The following is a 20,773-nucleotide window of genomic DNA, read 5'->3' on the forward strand; positions in this document are numbered from 1 at the left end:
AATGCCTCGCTGACCGCCTCACATCCATTAGCAAATAATCCTTTGCCTAACTTATCATGCGCCCCCTCAACAAATCACCTAACCACTACAGCATCCATGACAAAACCATAAAAAAGCACATCCTCTTAAAATGTCATATCTCTTCCCTAGAAAATACAATGCAATAACAATAAGCATGCAGAGTAAACACCAAAGAAAAACAATTTTTCTCTCTGCAACCTGTTTCGTTATTTTCTTATAGCAAGGTTATACGAATTCTTTTACACAACCAGTATGACCACCTTTCCTATTCTTGTTGTTTGTCTTTACAGTTTGGAAAATGATGTGCCTTTTGCCTGATTTGTTCTTCACTCTTATCAAAAACATCTGTTTCATAAGCAACATTTCTAGGCATTCTCACCGCTGAAAAAACAAAACAACCAATCTCCTCCACAAAAAATGGCATTTTATCACTTAAACATTCAAGTTAAGGATACGCTGAGAGCTAACACCAATCGGCTCCCACATATCACCCTTCTTTTCAACAATCCATTTTTCCCCCTTCCTCCTTTATGTCGTAGCTTATCCTATAAGAATGCAATCCTCCCTCTTGCTTTTGTCATAAACAATAGCGCATAACAAAAACAGCACAAAATATCAGAAGCTTTGCGTACAAGAGTAAACAACCAAGGAGATGGAATATGAAATTTTTTGTGGATAGCGCCAATATTGAAGAAATCCGAGAATTGCAAAACTTAAACCTCGTTGATGGTGTCACCACCAATCCCTCACTCATCTTAAAATCAGGACGCAACATTTTTGACGTAACAAAAGAAATCTGTAGCCTCGTCAATGGACCTGTTTCTGCTGAAGTTGCAGCAACAGAATTTGAAGACATCATGAAAGAAGCAGCTACTTTAGCAAAAATTGCTGACAATATTTGTATCAAGCTTCCCTTAACATTTGATGGATTAAAAGCCTGTAGCGCTCTAACAAAACAAGGATTAAAAACCAACCTCACCCTTTGCTTTTCTGCCAATCAAGCTTTACTTGCTGCCAAAGCAGGTGCAACATTCATTTCACCATTTATTGGCAGAATCGACGATTGCGGAAGTGATGGCAGTGAATTGCTTCATGAAATTCGCACAATTTATGACAATTACAACTTTGAAACACAAATTTTGGCAGCTTCAATCCGTACCGTTAATCATGTTAAAGAAGCAGCATTAAGCGGTGCAGATGTTGCAACTGTCCCACCAGCCATTTTAAAAGCGCTTGTGAAACATCCCCTAACCGATAAAGGGTTACAAATCTTTCTTGAAGACTGGAAGAAAACTGGACAAAATATCGCTTAATCTTCTGCAAAATCTCAAACCAACACAAAAATTTGTGCCACGAGGTTCCACAACAACACCCTCCCGCACGTCTTTGTTTCTCACGTTCTTTAATGGGGGCACGCCCTTCACGAAGAACAGAACGCCATTGGTTTGCACATTCACAAGCTTGTTTTAAAGAGACATCTCGCAACGCTCCCAATCCCATTTCACGGCGGCGCCCGTGAATGGTATAGCGATAAAGCCATTGAGCACCGCCATCTTTACGCTTGTGAAGAAGCAAGCCAGCACCATCATTCACTTTGCCAGCTCCCAATGTTGCTACAGCCCTTGGCACTTAAGACGATTCATAAGAGCCATTTTTACTCCTTTCTTATACAGTTTTTACCCACACACCAGCCCTGCTTTTGACGTGCAAGCAAGTGATTTTAATTGATTCAAGATAAGCAGGTTTGAAATGAGAGAATCTTAGGTTATTCGAAGGTCTCATTCAATATGAATAACGCTAGATTATCATTACAAATCAATGCATTGCCCGTCTTTTGCATAATATATTCTTGGCGTTGACATTCTAAAGAAGCAAACAAAGTTCTCACGCTCTGAGAGCTTTGTTAAACCATCCTCCCAAATACCCCATCAATAATCTGAGAAGTGCTAGTAGAATCCCCCCTTAACCGATAAAGAATGACCAATCTTCCCTAAAGACTGGAAAAAACGGGACAAAATATCGCTTAATCTTTTGCAAGATCTCAAACCCACACAAAAATCTCTTTCGCAAATTTCACACAACACATTGATTTATACATAATAATTATTTTTTTCATGTTAAATGAAAGATCTGAATATCATAGGATTTTCCCATTTCAAATCTATTTAGATGAAAACAATAAGATATTATTTGCCCGTTATAAGCCGAATTGGTGTGTAGAGAAAAACACTTCAAAAAAGGAGTAAAAATACCTCTTATGAACCGTCTCAAATGCCAAGGACTTTAGCAACATTGGACGCTGGCAAAGAGCAGGATGGTATCGACTTACTCCTCAACCACACGCCTCCCACGTATTTTCTTCTGCTTGTAGTATTGCATATTCTTAGCATGGCTCCTCAAAAGATGCACAGAGTGTCCCCATGCACTTAGAACGCTGTTGTAATCATCAATATTCCAGCAGCCATTTTAAAGGCATTGGTAAAAAATCCCCTACCGGTAAAGGATTACAGATCTTCCCTAAAAACTGGAAAAACGGATAAAATACCACTTAATGAATTGAAAGATCTTTTGAAAGCAGCAGCAAAATTTCTTCAGCTAACTCTTCAGCCACACGCTTCCTTGCATTTTCTTCTGCTTGTATTGTTGCATATTCTTGGCGCAACCGTTCAAAAGAAGCACTCATGCTTACCGTACTTTCAGCAAGGAGAACATTTTTCATATCTTGCAAAACATAGGAAACTTTACCCGTCACAGTTCCAACGGAAGGTCGCCCCTCTCTTTTTCTATCGCGATCAACTTCTATCTGTACAGATTTTCTGGTAAACATCGATGTTTTCAAGACCAATTGATAAGCGGGAGTAGAAGGTTTGCGCCCATTTCCATAAAGAAGAAACAACAAATGATTGCGCACCATCTGTCCAAAGCGATCTGACGGTTCTGCAACAACAACAGAGGCAAGTTTTTCGGAAAGACTCAAAGATTTTTGTTTTGGAGATGAATCATCATCAAAAACAGAATCCACAGAACCTATTTTTGTTGAAATCTGCGCTACTTGGCGATAAAGCGGCTCAACTTTGCACCCATACAAAAGAGTTAACAAACCCGCTAAGCTTACAAAAATAAAACTTTTAGAGAACGACATTGACAATCCTTTGTGGAACAATAATCATTTTTTTCACTGACTTTTCACCCAAATGCACCTTTACAAAATCAAGAGCCAAAACAGCTTCTTCAATCATTTCTGACGTAGCGGTTGCTGCCACCCTCACCTCACCACGTTTTTTACCATTAATCTGTACTGGCAGACTATAGCAGTCCTCAATGATTAACGCGCGATCATAAGCCGGCCAAGCAAGCTCAGACATTAAAGTTTTCTCCCCTAAAGCAGCATGGCATTCTTCTGCTAAATGAGGCATGATAGGTGCAATCATGGCAAGGAAAAAATCCACCCCTTGGCGCAAAGCAGCCTTCATTTCATCCTCAACACTTTCCACTTTATTTAATAAAGGTGCCATAATATTCAAGAGTTCATAAAGACGCGCAATAGCTCGGTTAAAGGCAAATTTTTCCAAATCATCTTCCACAGCGTGGAGCGTTCGATGCGCAGCCTTTGAGAGTTGCAAAGCCGCCCCATGCTGCCCAGCACAGGGCGCTACATTCCTTAATACTGGAGCACTTAAAGCCACATGGCGCCAAACGCGCTGCACAAAACGATGCGCACCTTCAACACCCGATTCTGTCCAGATAACATCCCGCTCAGGAGGAGAATCGGACAACACAAACCAGCGCACGGTATCGGCTCCATAGGATGCGATAATATCATCAGGATCAACAACATTCTTTTTTGATTTAGACATTTTTTCAATCAAACCAATCATCACTTCACTCTGATCGGTTAATTTATAAGCGTGCCGCTTTCCATCCTTTTCAACGATCGAAATCTCTTCTGGTGAAACCCAGCCCTTCTCATCCCGATAGGTTTCATGCACCACCATGCCTTGCGTAAAAAGCCCTTTAAAAGGCTCATCCACGCTCACATAGCCCATTAATTTCATGGCACGCATAAAAAAGCGTGCATAGAGAAGATGGAGAATCGCATGTTCAATTCCACCGATATATTGTTGCACAGGCAACCATTCTCTTATCGCTTGGCTATCGATGGGCTCCTGTGCAAAAGGAGCAGTAAAACGTGCATAATACCAAGAAGAATCGACAAATGTGTCCATGGTATCGGTTTCGCGTTTGGCAGGTTGACCGCAAACAGGACAAGCAACAGCTTGCCACCTTTCATGGCGCACAAGAGGATTACCCGGCTGCTCAAACGTTACATCATCAGGCAACACAACGGGCAAATCGGCACGCGGTACCGGAACCACCCCGCAAGATGTACAATGGATCATAGGAATTGGACATCCCCAATAGCGTTGACGTGAAATGCCCCAATCACGCAAACGAAATTGCACTGTTTTTTCCCCCTGAGGCTTCCCATAAAGCATTTGCCCCTCAAGCCTTTTGGCTGCTTCTTCAAAAGCTTCTTGGGGTGTTAAACCATCTAAAAAGCTGGAATTGATCATCACCCCATCACCAATATAAGCCGTATCAGTAATGACAAAATCTTCTCTCTCAACCCCTGAAGGCAAAACCACAGGACGCACAGGAAGCTCATATTTACGCGCAAAATCCAAATCTCTCTGATCATGGGCAGGACAACCAAAAACAGCTCCCGTTCCATAGTCCATAAGCACAAAATTGGCAATATAAACAGGAATATGCACCGTTTCATCAAAGGGATGAACAGCCAAGAGAGATGTGCGAAATCCTTGTTTTTCAGCAGTTTCAAGCGCCGCAGTTGTTGTTCCACCACTCCGACAATTTTCTATAAACCCTTCCAGCGCTTTATTCTTTTGCGCCAGAGCTTGAGCAATAGGATGATCGAAAGACAATGCCAAAAAAGAAGCACCAAACAGCGTATCGGGTCGTGTTGAATAACAGACCACTTCATTAAAGGACAGACAACCCTCATTGACTTCCTCTGTTGGCTTCAAAGTCCAACGAATCAGCAAACCTTGTGACTTACCAATCCAGTTTTTTTGCATAGTGCGAACTTTTTCGGGCCACTGTTCCAGCTCTTCAAGCCCTGCCAGTAACTCTTCACTAAAATCACTAATTTTGAAAAACCACTGCGTTAACTCTCGCTGTTCAACTAATGCCCCCGAACGCCAGCCCCGTCCATCAACAACCTGTTCATTTGCCAAGACCGTCTGGTCAACGGGGTCCCAATTGACCTTAGCCACTTTGCGCGCCACCAATCCCTTTTGATAAAAATCAAGAAACAACATTTGTTGACGGTGGTAATAATCCACATCACAAGTCGCAAATTCGCGCGCCCAATCTAGTGAGAGCCCTAACTGCTTTAATTGCCCACGCATCACGGCAATATTCTGATAGGTCCAAGTTTTGGGATGCACTTTATTTTGCATGGCAGCATTTTCAGCCGGCATACCAAAAGCATCCCACCCCATAGGATGAAGCACATGAAATCCCTTTGCGCGTTTATAACGCGCCACAACATCTCCCATAGCATAATTGCGCACATGCCCCATGTGAATGCGCCCAGAAGGGTAAGGAAACATTTCTAAAACATAATATTTTTCACGTGGATCTTCCCCGGCGGTCTGAAAAATCTTCTTTTCATTCCAAATTTCTTGCCATTTTTGTTCGCAGGCACGTGGATTATAGCGTTCACCTAAATTATAACGTTCAATCGTCATTTCTATGATACTCTTTATAAAATTGAACTAAAAAACTTGTTTTATGCTTGACCATGGATTAACCCCTTCGTCAACATTTTCAGTCAATATTTCACGAAGTATTTTTAAAAGCTCTTACAAATAATAAGGCAATCACTCAACAAAAATAGAAAGTATAAAAAGATGAGCACACACATCACCCCCCCTGATCCTTCTCTTGAAGCATGGAAAAATTTACAAAAGGATATTACTGAAACATGTAAAGAATATCATCGCCCCACAGAAGAGGTTCAACTTCTTGCTGTTTCAAAAACTGTTCCTATAGAGAATATACGCCCTCTTTTACAAGCAGGTCAAACGCTCTTTGCAGAAAACCGTGTGCAAGAAGCTGCTGAAAAATGGTCCATCTTGCGTCAACAGTTTAGAAATATTGAACTTCACCTTATCGGTCCTTTACAATCGAACAAAACAGCACAAGCTGTCAAAATTTTTGATGTTATTCAAACTGTTGATCGCGAAAAAATAGCCAAAAGTTTAGCAGAAGAAATGCAAAAACAACAAAGACATCTCCCCTGCTATGTTCAAGTCAATATTGGCTTAGAGCCGCAAAAAAGTGGTATCGCCCCCCAAGAAGTAGTCCCTTTTGTTGCCCAGTGTAAAAATCACTATGGACTTGATATCATTGGTCTGATGACCATCCCCCCAGTAGAGGAGAATCCCGGTCCCTATTTCGCCCTCTTAGCAAAACTAGCAAAACAAGCAGGAATCCCAAAGCTTTCCATGGGCATGTCTAATGACTTTAAAACAGCCCTGCAATTTGGCTCGAATATCCTTCGCATTGGCTCTGCTTTATTTGGCAAGCGCCCTGTATAAAGCAATTTCCTCTCCATAAATTCATTTCCATTGAAAATCATATGCTCAAGCCAATATTGGCTTAGAGCCGCAAAAAAAATGGCATTACCCCGCAAAAAGTAATCCCTTTTATTGCCCAGTGTAAAAATCACTATGGACTTGAGGTCATTGCTCTGATGTCCACCACTCCTGTCGAGAAAAAACCTAGTCCCTCTTTCTCCCTATTAGAAAAATGAGCAAAAAAGCCGGTTCTCCAAAACTTCTCCCATGATCTGTTTTCCAACAGATCGGCAATACATAGAATGGCGTCACAAAAACTCTACAATTTGGCTCTGATATCCCGCATTGGCTCTATTTTGCCAAACACCCTCTCTCATCACCACTCCACCAAAACGACCACAACCCAACTAAGGCAAAATAAGAAAGGCGAAATGCACACGAAGAAAAAAGAGAGCCATAAGAGAAATAATGCGCAACGTTTCTAAGCACTTGTTTGCATGAGTAATATTCATCAAACCTGTATGAAACAAAACATTCAGCACGAACATCATGATAATTCTCGTTAAAACCACGAATTCTCTCAACTTCTGCAAGAGATGTGAACCATTGCCTCACGTACCAATGGCATAAAATACACGAAGAGAGGATTAAAACATCAATCAGCGCCCATATTTCAATGCAAGCTGTTTGATTGAATAAATACCTCAAATACCCAAGAGAACACTAAGAGCCATGGCTAGCCAGCATAGGAGCAATCATAAATACCATAGAAGCTTTTTGCGTACCAAAAGGGAAAGATGCATACAGCAATCATCTAAAAACAAAAATTCACCAAGCAAACGCATACATAACACTAACAACGCAACTGAGTTCAAAAACGATATAAATATATTTCCTTGTTATTCTCATAAATCAAGAGAAAAACACCAATTTTTCATATGAAAAATTCTTGTAATTTTAAACTAAAATTAAGTAAAAATAGGATATTGTTTCTTATAAGTTAAATTATTATAAATAATATTCTTATCTTATTAAGCAGAATAATTTCATGTACAAATAACATAAGCATTCTTTTTATTGATAATGTTAAAAATTATGTTTTACACTTCTCTAAAACGCATGATAGCAATTTGAAATGTATCATTGTGATATTATTTAATAGAGATAATTAAGGTTGAGTAACATAAGAAATTTTAGTTCAGGTTTAACTTATACTATAAATGATTTAACACCTGTTTATGGAAGTGCTTGTCGCCCTAACGACTTTATATCTCATATGAATGCACAAGGCTTCAATGCAGGGGTGCAAGCAGGATTAGGCGGAGCAGTTCTGGGTGGTATAACTGGAGGACCAGCAGGTGCATTTTCAGGTGGAGTTGCAGGTTTTACAACGGGATTCATAGGAGGTTTTGGTTGGGGGTTCATCGAGAAAGCTCATGAGTGTTGGTTCTAATTTATAGAGAATAGCAACAAAGATATCTCTGAAATTGATAATTTTGTAAATACACTAAAGTTAATTATCTATATCTATGGATAAAATAATTTTTAGAGATATCTACTATGGGGCACATCTTATAATCAGGATTTTGTTATAATGAATATTCATTATGAAATAATAAGAATGTTTTGCATGTTTGTTGTATTTGTCTCTCTCTATACTACTATTATCAAAGTATGCTGTGGTCGGAGTTGGAAGTTAGCTATCATAACATCATTATCGGGAGGAGTTGTGCTCCTTATTTTGGATAATTTGTGTAGGTACTTTGGTTTATATTAATCTTTATTAGATGAGTTGCGATAACACTAAAAAAATAATTTTCAGAGATATCTACTAATCTCATATAGTATAACTAGGATTTTGTTATAATGGATATTTATTCTGAAATTGTAAGACTATTTTTCATGCTCATTATAATAACTCCTATAATTGCCATTCCTTTTAAAGTACTCAGTGGTATGGGGTGGAAATTGTCTATTCTAATGGCATTAACGTCAGTTATTATGTTCTTTATCTCTGATTTTTTGCGTAGATATTTCGGTTTATATTAATATCGTAACAATATTTCTTTTCAAAACAAGAGAATACAAGACATAAAAACATTCAAAGCAATAAAGCGCCTTCATCTGTCTTTTTAAAAGATATTTTAAAAACTCTCATTTTTTATGCGCCTATAAAAAGTTCTATAATATAATACACTTTTCCACATTGAAGCACCCAAAAACAGCATAAAATATTCTCTGCAATATCATCATATCAGATTTTAAAAATTGACTATTCCAATTTTTGTCATTTAATCTACTCTCCAAATGAAAAGCTTACGGAGAAGTTTTGCCTAAAGGATACAGTGGCTGATTTTTCCCAACAATATGAAAAGAGGGAACTAATGTCTGAAAAAATCTATCCAATACCAGAGAATATAAAAAAAACTGCTCTCATCAACGAGGAAACCTATCAACAGTGGTATCAAGAAAGCATCAATAATCCAGAAAGCTTCTGGGCAAAACATGGACAATGTATTGAATGGTTTAAACCTTTTACAAAAGTAAAAAACACGTCTTTTAATGATGATGTATCGATTCAGTGGTACGAAGATGGAATAACAAATGTTGCCTATAATTGCATTGATCGCCACCTGAAAAACCATGGTGATAAAATTGCCCTCATTTGGGAAGGTGATAATCCTTATCATGATAAAAAAATAACCTATCATGAACTTCATCAACATGTTGGCCGTTTTGCCAATATCTTAAAGAACCACGGCGTTAAAAAAGGTGACAGAGTCACCATTTATTTAACCATGATTCCCGAAGCAGCCTATGCTATGCTCGCCTGTGCCCGCATTGGCGCTGTCCATTCAGTGATTTTCGCAGGCTTTTCTCCTGAAGCCATAGCAGGACGCATTGTTGACTGTAAGTCGACCTTCATCATCACCGCTGATCACGGCTTGCGTGGTGGCAAACGAATTAACTTAAAAGACAATGTTGACCATGCCATTGAGATTGCAGCCCGCCAAAACGTGCATGTGGACCAAGTCATGGTCATACGACGTACCTGCGGACCAATTGATTGGGTAGAGGGACGGGATTTTTGGTATCATGAGGAAATACCCCATACAAAAACAGACTGCCCCGTAGAACAAATGAATGCTGAAGATCCCCTTTTTATTCTTTACACCTCCGGCTCTACAGGCAAACCGAAAGGTGTTTTGCATACAACAGCGGGTTATCTTGTTTATGCCGCAATGACCCATAAATACGTTTTTGATTATCATGCTGGTGAAATTTACTGGTGCACTGCTGATATTGGTTGGATTACGGGGCATTCTTACTTAGTTTATGGCCCCTTATGCAATGGCGCTACCACTTTAATGTTTGAAGGCACACCAACCTTTCCTGACAACGGTAGATTCTGGGAAATTGTTGATAAACACCAAGTCAATATATTCTACACCGCACCAACGGCTATTCGCGCCTTAATGGGAACAGGAAATTCATTTGTTGAACGCTCGAAAAGAACATCCCTACGTCTGTTAGGTACCGTGGGCGAACCAATTAATCCAGAGGCATGGGAATGGTTTTACCATACAGTTGGAAACAATCACTGTCCTATTCTTGATACATGGTGGCAAACAGAAACAGGAGGACATATGATCACCCCCCTTCCTGGCGCAACACCGCTTAAAGCAGGCTCTGCCACACGTCCTTTTTTTGGAGTACAACTCCAAATCATCGACGAGCAAGGAAATATTTTGGAAGGTGAAGCAGAAGGGTATCTTTGTATTATTGACTCATGGCCAGGACAAATGCGCACCCTCTATAGTGACCATAAACGTTTTATTGAAACCTATTTTTCCACCTATAAAGGAAAATATTTTACAGGCGATGGTTGTAGGCGCGATAGCGATGGCTATTACTGGATTACAGGACGGGTTGATGACATTCTCAATGTTTCTGGACACAGACTAGGAACAGCAGAAATTGAATCAGCGCTTGTTTCTCATCCTGCTGTTTCAGAAGCCGCTGTTGTTGGTTACCCTCATGCCATTAAAGGACAAGGAATTTATAGTTTTGTCACCCTCATGGAAGGGACAACTCCAAGTGAAGCGTTGCACAACGAGCTTATTAAGCATGTGAGAAAAGAAATAGGCTCCATTGCCATATTGGATAAAGTACAATTTGCGCCCCAACTTCCCAAAACGCGATCAGGAAAAATTATGAGACGTATTTTGCGCAAAATTGCCGAAAATAATTTTGACAATCTAGGAGATACTTCAACCCTTGCCGAACCACAAGTTGTTGATGATCTTATTGCCAATCGCCAAAATAAAGAAACCACAGCTTAGCACAATACTACCCGTGTGGGCTTTAGCCTTTCTGCTAAAGCCCCCATGAAAGATCTCAGCTTGTACAACTATTCTCTTTGCCAACGCAAAATATTACGGATACCCTTTTTATTTAAGAGAATTGATGAAAAGTCTCTTATACTTTTCTTAAACGTTCCCCACATGCATTCTCCATGAAGCACAAATAGAAGAGTTTATACTCATGATAAAAAAGCATACAATGAATGTACTATCTGCAAAACTTTCTTTCAAATTCCAAAATAATAAATTATCCTTATAAATCAATGTTATTTTTGGTAAAAAAGAAAAACAAGCAAAGATAAAAAATGCCCATAGCGAGTTTTAACACAATCTAAAGCAAGCGATACAAAACATCTTACCAACCGCCAACCAAGCAAGATCAATTCTAAACCTCAAAAAAACAGAAATAGCGGTTGTTATGTTTCTGCTAGAAACACCTTGGAATTCTTGCTAAAATCATAAATAAAGATAAAATTAAGGAGATATATAATGAATGATATTCAGCAATATTTCTCAAGAACAGAGGGATAATATTGCAAGGTGTGGAGTATAATCTTAAACCAACAGCCAAAAACAATGGGAGTAAAAGTGCTGAGAGTGATACAATATAACAGCAGAAGTGGTAGCGAAAAGTGATTCATTTTGAAAATGTTGGTCTACGCTATGGAATGGGCCCAGAGGTTCTTCGTGATATTAGTTTTCATATTCCTCCTGGCTCATTTCAATTTCTCACTGGTGCTTCTGGAGCAGGAAAAACATCGTTGATGCGTCTAATGTTTTTGGCGCTTAAACCAACGCGTGGTCACATTGATTTATTTGGCAATGATACAGCATTACTCAACCGGCAAGAGCTTCCTGCATTACGCAGACGTATTGGTGTTGTCTTTCAAGATTTTCGTCTCCTTGATCACATGACCACTTATGAAAACGTGTCTTTACCCTTACGCATTAAAGGACAAGAAGAAGCAACTTATCGCAGTGAAGTAGAAGATCTTCTCTGTTGGGTAGGTCTTGGAGATCATATTCATGTTTTACCACCGGTTCTTTCTGGCGGAGAAAAACAAAGGGTAGCCATTGCACGCGCACTCATTGATCAACCTGAAATTTTGCTTGCTGATGAACCGACAGGCAATGTTGATCCACCTTTAGCAAAACGTCTGCTACGCTTGTTTATTGAATTAAACCGTTTTGGCACAGCTGTCGTCATTGCCACCCATGATATTGCCCTGATGGAACAGGTTGCAGCACGGCGTATGCTTCTCCATAACGGACGGATGACGATTCATGAATAAGTCTTTCCCTATTTTTACAAGCAATCAAAAAAACACCACGGCGATTATTCCCAATAGCAATATTTCTGGACAAGCATTGGTTGCAGTGATTGCGATTATGACATTTCTCTCAAGCCTCACCTTAATCGGCGTTGATTTAGTCCAGCGTGCTGCGAACAGTTGGAGTAATCAAATCAGTTATGAAGCAACCATTCAAATACGCCCCATTGAAAATATTGATATCGAAAAAAACCTGCAAAATGCGGTTAAATTAGCTAAAACATTTTCTGGTGTAGAAGATGCCAAAATTGTTGACCAAACAGCTACTGAAAAATTGCTTGAACCGTGGCTTGGAACGAATTTAAGCATAAATGAATTGCCCCTTCCCCGTCTTATCATTGTGACCTTGAAAGAGAATGAAGAAATTGATTTTCGTGCTATCAGTCAGGCAATCAAAACACAAATTCCAGGAGGTCAGTTTGATGATCACCGTGTTTGGGTCAGTCGTTTTGCAACCATGGCACACACCACTATTTTTATTGGTTTTGCGATTTTAATATTGGTTCTAGGCTCACTGATACTCACGGTTATCTTTGCCACACGCAATGCATTGGCGGAGAATGCACATATTATCAATGTATTATATTTTCTTGGCACGGAAACACTTTTCATTGCACGACAATTTGATTGGCATTTTTTTAAAACTGCACTGCGTGGAGCATTATATGGTGGTATCACAAGCGCATTGCTGTTTACTGTCTTTGCCTTTTGGACAAACTATAATCTAGGGAGAGTGGAAGCCAGCCAAATAACCGCCTTGTTTGGACACCTTGCCATAAGTTCTCTTCCTTATGGAAAAATCATTGGTCTTATTCTTTTTGTTTCTTTTCTTACCATGTTGACAAACCGCATGACTATTCTTGCACAACTTAAAAAAATTGATCAATGCGAAAACGGTCTCTTTTAATATTATGATTCACGATTCCTATAATCCGAACTCACTGATGCAAGACACCCCAGAGCTTTCTGTGAAAAAGCGTAACATAGGTAATCCATGGCGCCGCTTATTTCGCTATTTTCCACCGACAGCACTTATTCTTTTAATCATTGTTCTGTTTTTCTGTATTGGTTTTATTATTTTTTCCGAAAAAACCGAGCGCCTTCAACCACCCCATCCTTTGCTAAAAGCAGATGCTATCATTGTTCTTACAGGAGGAGAAAAGCGAATAGAGACAGGGCTTAATCTCTTGCAAAAGGGGCGAGGTTCGCGGCTTTTGATCAGTGGCGTAAATACAACCACCAATCTAAAGAGTTTCATGCATAGCACACACATTACACCCCAACTCTTTACCTGTTGTGTTGATATTGGCCACAAAGCCACAAATACCAAAGGGAATGCGGAAGAAAGCGCAGCTTGGATCAAAAAACACCACTATAAAACCCTTTATATTGTCACCCATGATTACCACATGTGGCGTTCAATGCGTGAACTTAAATATCTCATGCCTGAGGTTCATTTTATTGCCTACCCCGTTAAAAAGAGCGGTGATGAAAGCATCATACAACAGATCAATCAAATCCGTATTCTTGCCTTTCAATATATCAAAACAATTCAAGTCTATATAAGAACCGCATTCTAAGTTTTACGTACTGTTTTTCTGCAAATCTTGATAAGCAACACCCTCACTATTGACAAACCCATCTTTCCCAACCCAAATGTCACAACAAGCCCTAAAGAGCATCCATAACAAGCGTTTTGTTATCTTCAATATCCAGATACAACCCCGCTTTTTAATTATTAATATACAGAGGAAGAATTTTGATTCATTCTAAGAGAGCTTAAATTGACGTCCTCCCTACCCTGAAAGACAAAGATTGCCACCCCCACTGGTTTGCAAACAATCCGGTTTCTTATTTCATAGGCTCTATCTGCTGACCACGTACACAATCCCCTCCATAAGACTAGGCAAACACGCCCTGCCCTCTCATGCACAGCAGAATGCTCCATGCATGATATACCTTGAGAATAATACTCCTCAGACTGCCATAAAATCCATTTTACATTTTCATAAAAGCGCAAACCGCACTCTCAAACGATACCGCCTGTAATGTTGCAATAGCTTATATCTGTGAAGAACATAAAAAGCATTTTGCATCTTTCCTAAACCATAACACGCCAACCTCACTTGTGGCATACGAGGAAAGGAGAAACTCCTACGCATTGACCCAAGACATCACCCCACACTCTCTCAAAAATTCTCATAGGGGAAAATAGCACCACACCTCAAAGGACAGCGTTTTATGATGCTAACAACAAGGCTAAAAAATACCTCATATAAAGTTTTAGCAGCCCTCTATAACCATCCTCAACAATGGTGTTTTATCACTGCCTCGACACTGTTTGATAAGATATTGATTTATAATGATAATCTAGCATTATTCATATGGAATTAAAGACCCGAATAACGTAAGATTCTCTCATTTCAAACCTGCTTATCTTGAATCAATCAAAATCATTCGCTTGCACATCAAAAGTGGGAATGAATGTGTGGATCAAATTTGTATAAGAAAGAACTAAAAATGGCTCTTATGAACCGTCTTAATGCAAGATCTATCGCAACATTGAGAGCTGGCAAATATAATGATGGTGCTGACTTGCTTCTTCATAAGCGTAAAGATGGCGGTGCTCAATGGATTTACCGTTATATCATTCACGAACGTCGTCGTGAAATGGGCTTGGGTGCCCCTTAAGAGATGTCTCTTTAAAACAAGCCCGTGAATTGGCAACTGGGTGGCAGGCTGTTTTACGTGAGTGTCGTGACCCCATTAAAGAACGCAATAAACAAAAGCGTGAGGTAATAAGCAATCTTCATTATTTAAAAGATATTACTTTAGAGACTTTTGAAAGTCGTAAAGCTGAATTAAAAAGTGATAGCAAAGACGGAATCTGGTTTTCACCTTTTACGGCACAATAGATAACTTAACATTTTCAGTTTCTCGCACTTCCAATTTTGGCAGACTGCGTACAATTTTCATGGTTTCTAAGCTTACCGTAATAACCCGTTGAAACAATTCCAAAGGATAGGCTGGATTACCAACTGTCTCAACAGCATAGCGATTGGCATCATTAACAATACCGCTCGCTTTATCCGTTTTGACAACCTGCCGCTCCATCACCCATTCAAGAGCAGGCCTACCGTTAACGATATAATCATAAGCTTCAAGAGGAATATTATGCATCGTGATATGTGCATTATAAATCACACTACTTTTATCAATAGCACCGCGCTTACCTGCAAATTTCATTGCTTCAACACGGTAAAAACTCTCCGCATCAGAAATCATCCAAGTACTTGGATCACCCTGCTTATAGGTTACAGAATAGGGCTCAACCTCTTCATAATTCATATGCAAAGCACCAAGCTTTCGCCCCGCTGACACAAAAGCCCAAAAATCCTCTACCTTTTTAACCGTTGGAATCCGTGGTAATTCTTTAGACAAGTTGTGTGCATAACGCACACGATAATCCTCAGAATGCAAAATTCCATAAACATAATAAAACAAATCATCCTTTGTAATCACTTCACCAGGATAGGCTGCTTTAAAATATGCCAACCCTTCATCCGTGAGTGCATCACGCCGCTCTAAACCAACCTTTTTGCTTTCCTCTGCAAAATTTGCAAACAAATGAACCTGATCCTCTTCTTTATCTTCTAAGAATTCAGTATTTTCATAAACATACCGTGGAAAACATTGACCAGTATCCATTGTATGAAGATTAGGCAAACTCTTAGTCATAAGAACAGAAAAACCACTGCTTGCTCCAACTCCTGTAACTTGTATAACACTATTTTCAAAAGCTTTTTCTAGTGGAAAGATACGTGGCATTTGGTAAATCATTTCATTAAAAGCGCGATTATAATAGAGCCACTGTCGTGTAAAAGGACGGTATGAACTCTGAGTAAGGTATGTCTCTTTAAGTTCAAAAACCTTTCCTCTAGCTAACTGTTGTTTAAGTGCACGACTCCAACTGATCTTTTTGGCATCCGTGTTAACAAAATCGTCTACAGCACCTATACGTGTTTTACGATCAGAATGTGCATAAGTATTATTAAAACGCTCTACTTCACCGTTATAAAAAGCAATCATATTGCTCATATTATTGGCTAGAGCTTCACGACTTGAATTATGTGCCCAAGCATCACGACCAGTTTGTATACCGCGAGAAAAAGTTTTAAAGAGCTTTTTATTACTGCTCTTCTTGTCACCTAAGGCTAGAAATTCTTCAAAATCACTGTTGCGTTGATCCAACCAATCTCCATGCTCATCTGGTGTAATCATCTGCCAACTACGTGCACGCTTTATACCACCAACACTGCCCAATCGCTTAAGTTCAGAGAGTTTCTCTTTTGTTGTGAGATTATCCCCAATATCATGATAATAAATTTTACAAGACTTAGAAACATTTGGATTTTTAACAAACAGTGTCACAGCAATTCCTGTCATGCTTCCACTTCCAAAAACATTTTGCCCTTCTTGCGCACGCCCTTTACTCATCATATTTTTACGAATATCACCTCGCAAATTGAGAACATAAATATTTGAGAACTCTTTACTTAATTCTTTTCGTAAACTATCCGCAGAATATCCATTGATAAAACCTGAATTTGTCACAAAACCAATAACACCGTAGTCTTTTATGCGATCACTTGCCCAGCGAATAGCACGAATATAACTGTCATAAAGCCCATTAACATTGCTCGCTTTGGATTGAGCAGCATAAGTTTCACCAATGCGGCTATCCAATTTAGGATAATTAATATTTTTTGCATTGTCGTTTTCGCTTTTTTGTCCAGAAGAATAAGGGGGATTGCCAACAATAACACGAATATCCAGTTCTTTCTGACGCGACCTGCGGGTGCTATTATCCACCAGCAAATCACTTATCAGATCTTTATCTTGCTCATAAAGCTGAAATGTATCGGTGAGACAAATTCCCTCAAACGGGACATAATCGCCCCCCATCAGACCATGATAAGTCGTCTCAATATTAATAGCTGCAATATAATAGGCTAAAAGCACAATTTCATTGGCATGAATTTCATGACAAAATTTATGCTTCATCTCCTCTGGCTTTATCAGACCCGATTGTAAAAGCCGCGTGATAAAAGTCCCCGTTCCAGTAAAGGGATCCATGATGTGCACACCCGATGAGCCAAGTGTTTGCCCAAATTCTTGCTCTAAGACATCATTGACAGAGTGCAAAATAAAATCCACAACCTCAACGGGGGTATAAACAATGCCTAGTTTTTCTACAGTACGTGGAAAAGCATAACGGAAAAATTTATCGTAAAGCTCTATAATTAACCTCTGCTTTGCTGCTGGATCGGTAATGCCACTTGCTCGTAATTTTACACTTGCGTAAAATTTCTCAAGATCTTTGGATTCCTTATCAAGATTCGCCTCATCAAGTACATCAAGCATACGCTGCATAGCACGCGAGACAGGATTCTCACGTGTGAACTGATATCCTTCAAACAACACCTGAAAGACAGGACGCGTAATGATATGTTGTGCCAACATCTCAATCGCATCAGTCTCTGTAATAGTATCGTTTAAGTCATCACGCAGTTCTGCCACAAACCTGTCAAAGGCTTGACGCGCCTCAGTATTTGGCTCTGCCAGAATGCCTGTTAAGCGCGTGATATGATTCTTAGCAATTTCCGCAATATTGCTCGCCCAATCTTCCCAATAATCACGCGTACCACATTTTTTGACGATCTTTGCCATGATGGCACGCGAAAGCTCATCCACAGAGAAGGAAAGTTGCCCTTGACCTTGATCTGTAATAACACGATCACGCTCCGATGTTCCAATGCTCGAGTGTGCAGGTTGTGAGCGAACAGGAAGGTTGTCTACAACAGCCGTAACAGCCTTTAACTCAGTACTCTGAGTGACACCAATAATCTCAATCACATTGCTGATATCTTGCCCCAAGGATGCCTTATTAATTGTCGCATCAAAACGATCATCATGTGCACGCAAAGCATTTAAAATTTGCCAAACAACCCGATATTTTTCATTGTTATTCAAAGCTTGTTCCACTGGAATCCCAGAAGGAATACCAATTGGCAGAATAACATACCCCATCTTTTTGCCCTCAGAGCGACGCATCACCCGTCCAACCGATTGGACAACATCAATCTGACTCTTGCGTGGATTCAAAAACATGATAGCATCAAGAGCTGGAACATCAACCCCTTCAGACAAACAACGAGCATTGGTCAAAATACGACAAACATCATCCCCGCTCTCAGCTTTCAACCAATCAAGAAGAGCACCACGATCTTTGGCATTGAAAGTGCCATCAACATGTTCCACTTCACATTTTAAAAATGGCTCGTTTTCGATGTTCTCTTTCGTATACTCAAGATACTCTTTAACAACCGCAGAAAATTCATCGCGAACTACTTTAGAATTTTGAATAGTTTTACAAAATGCTAAAGCACGATGCATGGGATAAAGATCCGTGCCAATATCAGGCTTGATATCTTGTTTGGTCAGCGCCTTATAACAGCCGATAATTTTCGTGGCATCATCCAAAACAAGCTCAGACTTGTCATCACTAAGACGCTTTTGAACAGCAGAACTTACTAGTTTTTCATCCATTGCTAAAACAATAACCTTATAGTCCGTTAAAAGATTATTTTGTACAGCCCATGAAAAACCCCGATAAAAAAGTGTTTTGCCAAACAGCTTTTCATCATCCATCGAAGCAAGAACGGCATTCACTTCATGTGCACGACTTTTTACATTATCACCAAAAATGCGTGGTGTCGCTGTCATATAAAGACGTTTCTTGGCACGAATAATATCGTTGGAATGTACCTTAACAAAATTGGATTCATCCTCTCCCACCAGCGTTGCACCTGTTGTACGGTGCGCCTCATCACAAATGATAAGATCAAATGTTGGGAAACCATAATTTTTCTGCGCATCAGAAACCACCTGAAGAGATTGATAGGTTGCAAACACCACGCTCATCTTATCTGCAACACTCTTCTTTGCCTGTTCTGCAAGTTTTGCCGCATCGGTTGTCGCCGGAAAAGCAAGATCAAACACATCAATTTCAGCAACATCATGCGTATTTTTACGACGCTTTCCCACTTGTGTATCGGAACATACAGCAAAAGAACGTAAATCAATTTCAGCATCCGTTGTCCACTCACGCACCGTCTGTGACATCAGTGCCAAGGAAGGAACAAGAAACAAGACAAACTTGCCTTGACCGGCTAAATCCTCAGCAATCTTAAGACTGGTAAATGTCTTACCGGTACCACAAGCCATAATGAGCTTACCCCGATCTGCCTTAGCAAGCCCAGCACGCACAAAACGTAATGCCTCTAGCTGATGTGTACGCAGTTTCTTTTTATCTTCCAGGACAATTTTGCCTTTGGCTGCAAAAGTCTCCCAACGAATCGGACTTTGTTGCATATCGGAAAGACCAATTCGTGTAACAGGAATATCCTGCCCCCGTATCATAGTTTCCGCATTTTCACTCCAAGCAGTTATTGTACTATCTATAACTACGCGCCGCTTAAATGGTTTTTTCCCTGATGCTGAAATAAAACTATCAATATCTGCTTTTTTAATCCGATAGGCTGCATCATAAAACTTACACTGGATTGCTGCAAAACCATCTTCATGACGAAGCTTTGCCACAAGATCAATACCGGTATCACCACCATCCCAGCCATTTTCATGAGCCCAATCTTTAAAGGTCTGAACTTTTTCATACTGAACAGATTGGAGAGGATCATGTGTCAGATAAGCAAGAGCAAAACGCTCAAAATACGTCCCCTTATCTCGTTCGCTACGCGCTTCATCATGATATGTCTGTAAAAGCGACTGTAGCGTTGTCATATTTCACCCCGTTAAAAAATCTTCAATTATCGAGTCTAAATAGTTCCGTCAATGCCTATTGTTCTATCCAAAAGACTTTAGACTGTATACACTCAATTATTTACAATGGAATAGTTTCTCAGCAAAATAAATCGAGAAAACTTTACTTATCAGCAAAAGAGTGGAATTTCCTCTTCAAGCTCAAAATCTCATAGATTTTACACACTAATATGTCAAATCTGTATGGCTATAGGTTATATCTTTTTAACAAAATGGTTTACAGTATAAACTTAGTGCCTTATCTGAATAACTTCATGCTTTTTTTAGTGCACTCAACCACACTGATAAATATTGCGCAAAGTAAAAACAGAAAACTAATCTGCACACCATTCTACAAGCCATTTTTTGCTCTTTTCTAGCAGTATATCATGCACCACAGAAAACCTCTTGAGAAGAACTTAACAAATATTTTGCCCATTCACGTTCTTTTTACTCAAATGCTTCTCCCATGAGTACTTCATCCAAGCAAAAAGCATAACAACAAATACACCTCAATTAACGACTGCTTAATCAGAGGCAAAATCAAGACATCTCCCTCATGCTCATTATTTTA

At 39.6% G+C, this 20,773-nt stretch carries 12 protein-coding genes and 2 pseudogenes; 8 read left to right on the forward strand and 6 right to left on the reverse strand.

Translation table 11 applies throughout. From position 1 onward, the window contains the following. Positions 1-286: 286 nt before the first annotated feature. Entirely contained in the window at positions 287-445 is a 159-nt protein-coding gene (locus tag PVV69_RS04280; protein ID WP_273720620.1) for a hypothetical protein, read from the reverse strand. Between the two features lie 235 nt (positions 446-680). Between PVV69_RS04280 and fsa the strand changes: the two genes are divergently transcribed. After that, entirely contained in the window at positions 681-1,334 is a 654-nt protein-coding gene (gene fsa, locus PVV69_RS04285) for a fructose-6-phosphate aldolase (protein ID WP_273720619.1), read from the forward strand. Positions 1,335-1,401: 67 nt separating this feature from the next. On the opposite strand, the pseudogene PVV69_RS09995 reads toward fsa, so the two are convergent. From PVV69_RS09995 to leuS, 3 genes and pseudogenes are all read right to left on the reverse strand, one after another. Next, positions 1,402-1,673: pseudogene (locus PVV69_RS09995) on the reverse strand (Arm DNA-binding domain-containing protein); the annotation flags it as partial. 896 nt (positions 1,674-2,569) lie between these two features. Then, complete coding sequence (gene lptE, locus PVV69_RS04295) at positions 2,570-3,163, reverse strand: LPS assembly lipoprotein LptE (protein WP_273756590.1); 594 nt, start codon at positions 3,161-3,163, stop codon at positions 2,570-2,572. Then, on the reverse strand, positions 3,150-5,792 hold the full coding sequence (gene leuS, locus PVV69_RS04300; protein ID WP_273756591.1) for a leucine--tRNA ligase: 2,643 nt from the start codon (positions 5,790-5,792) through the stop codon (positions 3,150-3,152). The genes lptE and leuS overlap by 14 nt, the downstream gene beginning before the upstream one ends. A gap of 162 nt (positions 5,793-5,954) precedes the next feature. On the opposite strand from leuS, the gene PVV69_RS04305 reads away from it, so the two are divergent. Continuing rightward, a complete protein-coding gene (locus PVV69_RS04305; protein WP_273756592.1) occupies positions 5,955-6,644 on the forward strand; it encodes a YggS family pyridoxal phosphate-dependent enzyme in 690 nt (229 codons plus the stop codon). Positions 6,645-6,974: 330 nt separating this feature from the next. Here the strand turns inward: PVV69_RS04305 and PVV69_RS04315 are convergent, their stop codons facing one another. Continuing rightward, positions 6,975-7,238 carry a hypothetical protein gene (locus PVV69_RS04315; RefSeq protein ID WP_273756593.1) on the reverse strand — a complete coding sequence of 88 codons (264 nt, stop codon included), beginning with the start codon at positions 7,236-7,238 and terminating at the stop codon, positions 6,975-6,977. Positions 7,239-7,797: 559 nt separating this feature from the next. Between PVV69_RS04315 and PVV69_RS04320 the strand changes: the two genes are divergently transcribed. The 6 genes and pseudogenes from PVV69_RS04320 to PVV69_RS04345 all read left to right on the forward strand — a co-directional run. Beyond that, complete coding sequence (locus PVV69_RS04320; protein WP_273756594.1) at positions 7,798-8,076, forward strand: hypothetical protein; 279 nt, start codon at positions 7,798-7,800, stop codon at positions 8,074-8,076. A 931-nt stretch (positions 8,077-9,007) separates the two neighbouring features. Continuing rightward, positions 9,008-10,966 carry an acetate--CoA ligase gene (gene acs, locus PVV69_RS04325; RefSeq protein ID WP_273756595.1) on the forward strand — a complete coding sequence of 653 codons (1,959 nt, stop codon included), beginning with the start codon at positions 9,008-9,010 and terminating at the stop codon, positions 10,964-10,966. Positions 10,967-11,619: 653 nt separating this feature from the next. Continuing rightward, a complete protein-coding gene (gene ftsE, locus PVV69_RS04330; RefSeq protein WP_273720611.1) occupies positions 11,620-12,279 on the forward strand; it encodes a cell division ATP-binding protein FtsE in 660 nt (219 codons plus the stop codon). Beyond that, positions 12,272-13,225, forward strand: coding sequence for an ABC transporter permease (locus tag PVV69_RS04335; protein ID WP_273720610.1), 954 nt, complete (start codon positions 12,272-12,274; stop codon positions 13,223-13,225). The genes ftsE and PVV69_RS04335 overlap by 8 nt, the downstream gene beginning before the upstream one ends. A 4-nt stretch (positions 13,226-13,229) precedes the next feature. Continuing rightward, positions 13,230-13,898 (forward strand): YdcF family protein, encoded by a 669-nt coding sequence (locus PVV69_RS04340; RefSeq protein WP_273720609.1) that lies wholly within the window; start codon positions 13,230-13,232, stop codon positions 13,896-13,898. Positions 13,899-14,838: 940 nt separating this feature from the next. Then, positions 14,839-15,218, forward strand: a pseudogene (locus PVV69_RS04345) (Arm DNA-binding domain-containing protein); the annotation flags it as partial. Position 15,219: 1 nt separating this feature from the next. On the opposite strand, the gene PVV69_RS04350 reads toward PVV69_RS04345, so the two are convergent. Beyond that, complete coding sequence (locus PVV69_RS04350) at positions 15,220-20,181, reverse strand: type ISP restriction/modification enzyme (RefSeq protein ID WP_273756596.1); 4,962 nt, start codon at positions 20,179-20,181, stop codon at positions 15,220-15,222. Positions 20,182-20,773: the final 592 nt, after the last annotated feature.

Source organism: Bartonella sp. MM73XJBT (assembly GCF_028618465.1).
GTDB lineage: Bacteria > Pseudomonadota > Alphaproteobacteria > Rhizobiales > Rhizobiaceae > Bartonella.

Excerpts from the sequence above, each read along its gene's own strand:
- PVV69_RS04280 (WP_273720620.1), bottom strand. The coding sequence starts at position 445 with ATGCCATTTTTTGTGGAGGAGATTGGTTGTTTTGTTTTTTCAGCGGTG.
- PVV69_RS04340 (WP_273720609.1), top strand. The coding sequence starts at position 13,230 with ATGATTCACGATTCCTATAATCCGAACTCACTGATGCAAGACACCCCA.
- lptE (WP_273756590.1), bottom strand. The coding sequence starts at position 3,163 with ATGTCGTTCTCTAAAAGTTTTATTTTTGTAAGCTTAGCGGGTTTGTTA.
- fsa (WP_273720619.1), top strand. The coding sequence starts at position 681 with ATGAAATTTTTTGTGGATAGCGCCAATATTGAAGAAATCCGAGAATTG.
- PVV69_RS04350 (WP_273756596.1), bottom strand. The coding sequence starts at position 20,181 with ATGACAACGCTACAGTCGCTTTTACAGACATATCATGATGAAGCGCGT.
- PVV69_RS04305 (WP_273756592.1), top strand. The coding sequence starts at position 5,955 with ATGAGCACACACATCACCCCCCCTGATCCTTCTCTTGAAGCATGGAAA.
- PVV69_RS04335 (WP_273720610.1), top strand. The coding sequence starts at position 12,272 with ATGAATAAGTCTTTCCCTATTTTTACAAGCAATCAAAAAAACACCACG.
- acs (WP_273756595.1), top strand. The coding sequence starts at position 9,008 with ATGTCTGAAAAAATCTATCCAATACCAGAGAATATAAAAAAAACTGCT.
- leuS (WP_273756591.1), bottom strand. The coding sequence starts at position 5,792 with ATGACGATTGAACGTTATAATTTAGGTGAACGCTATAATCCACGTGCC.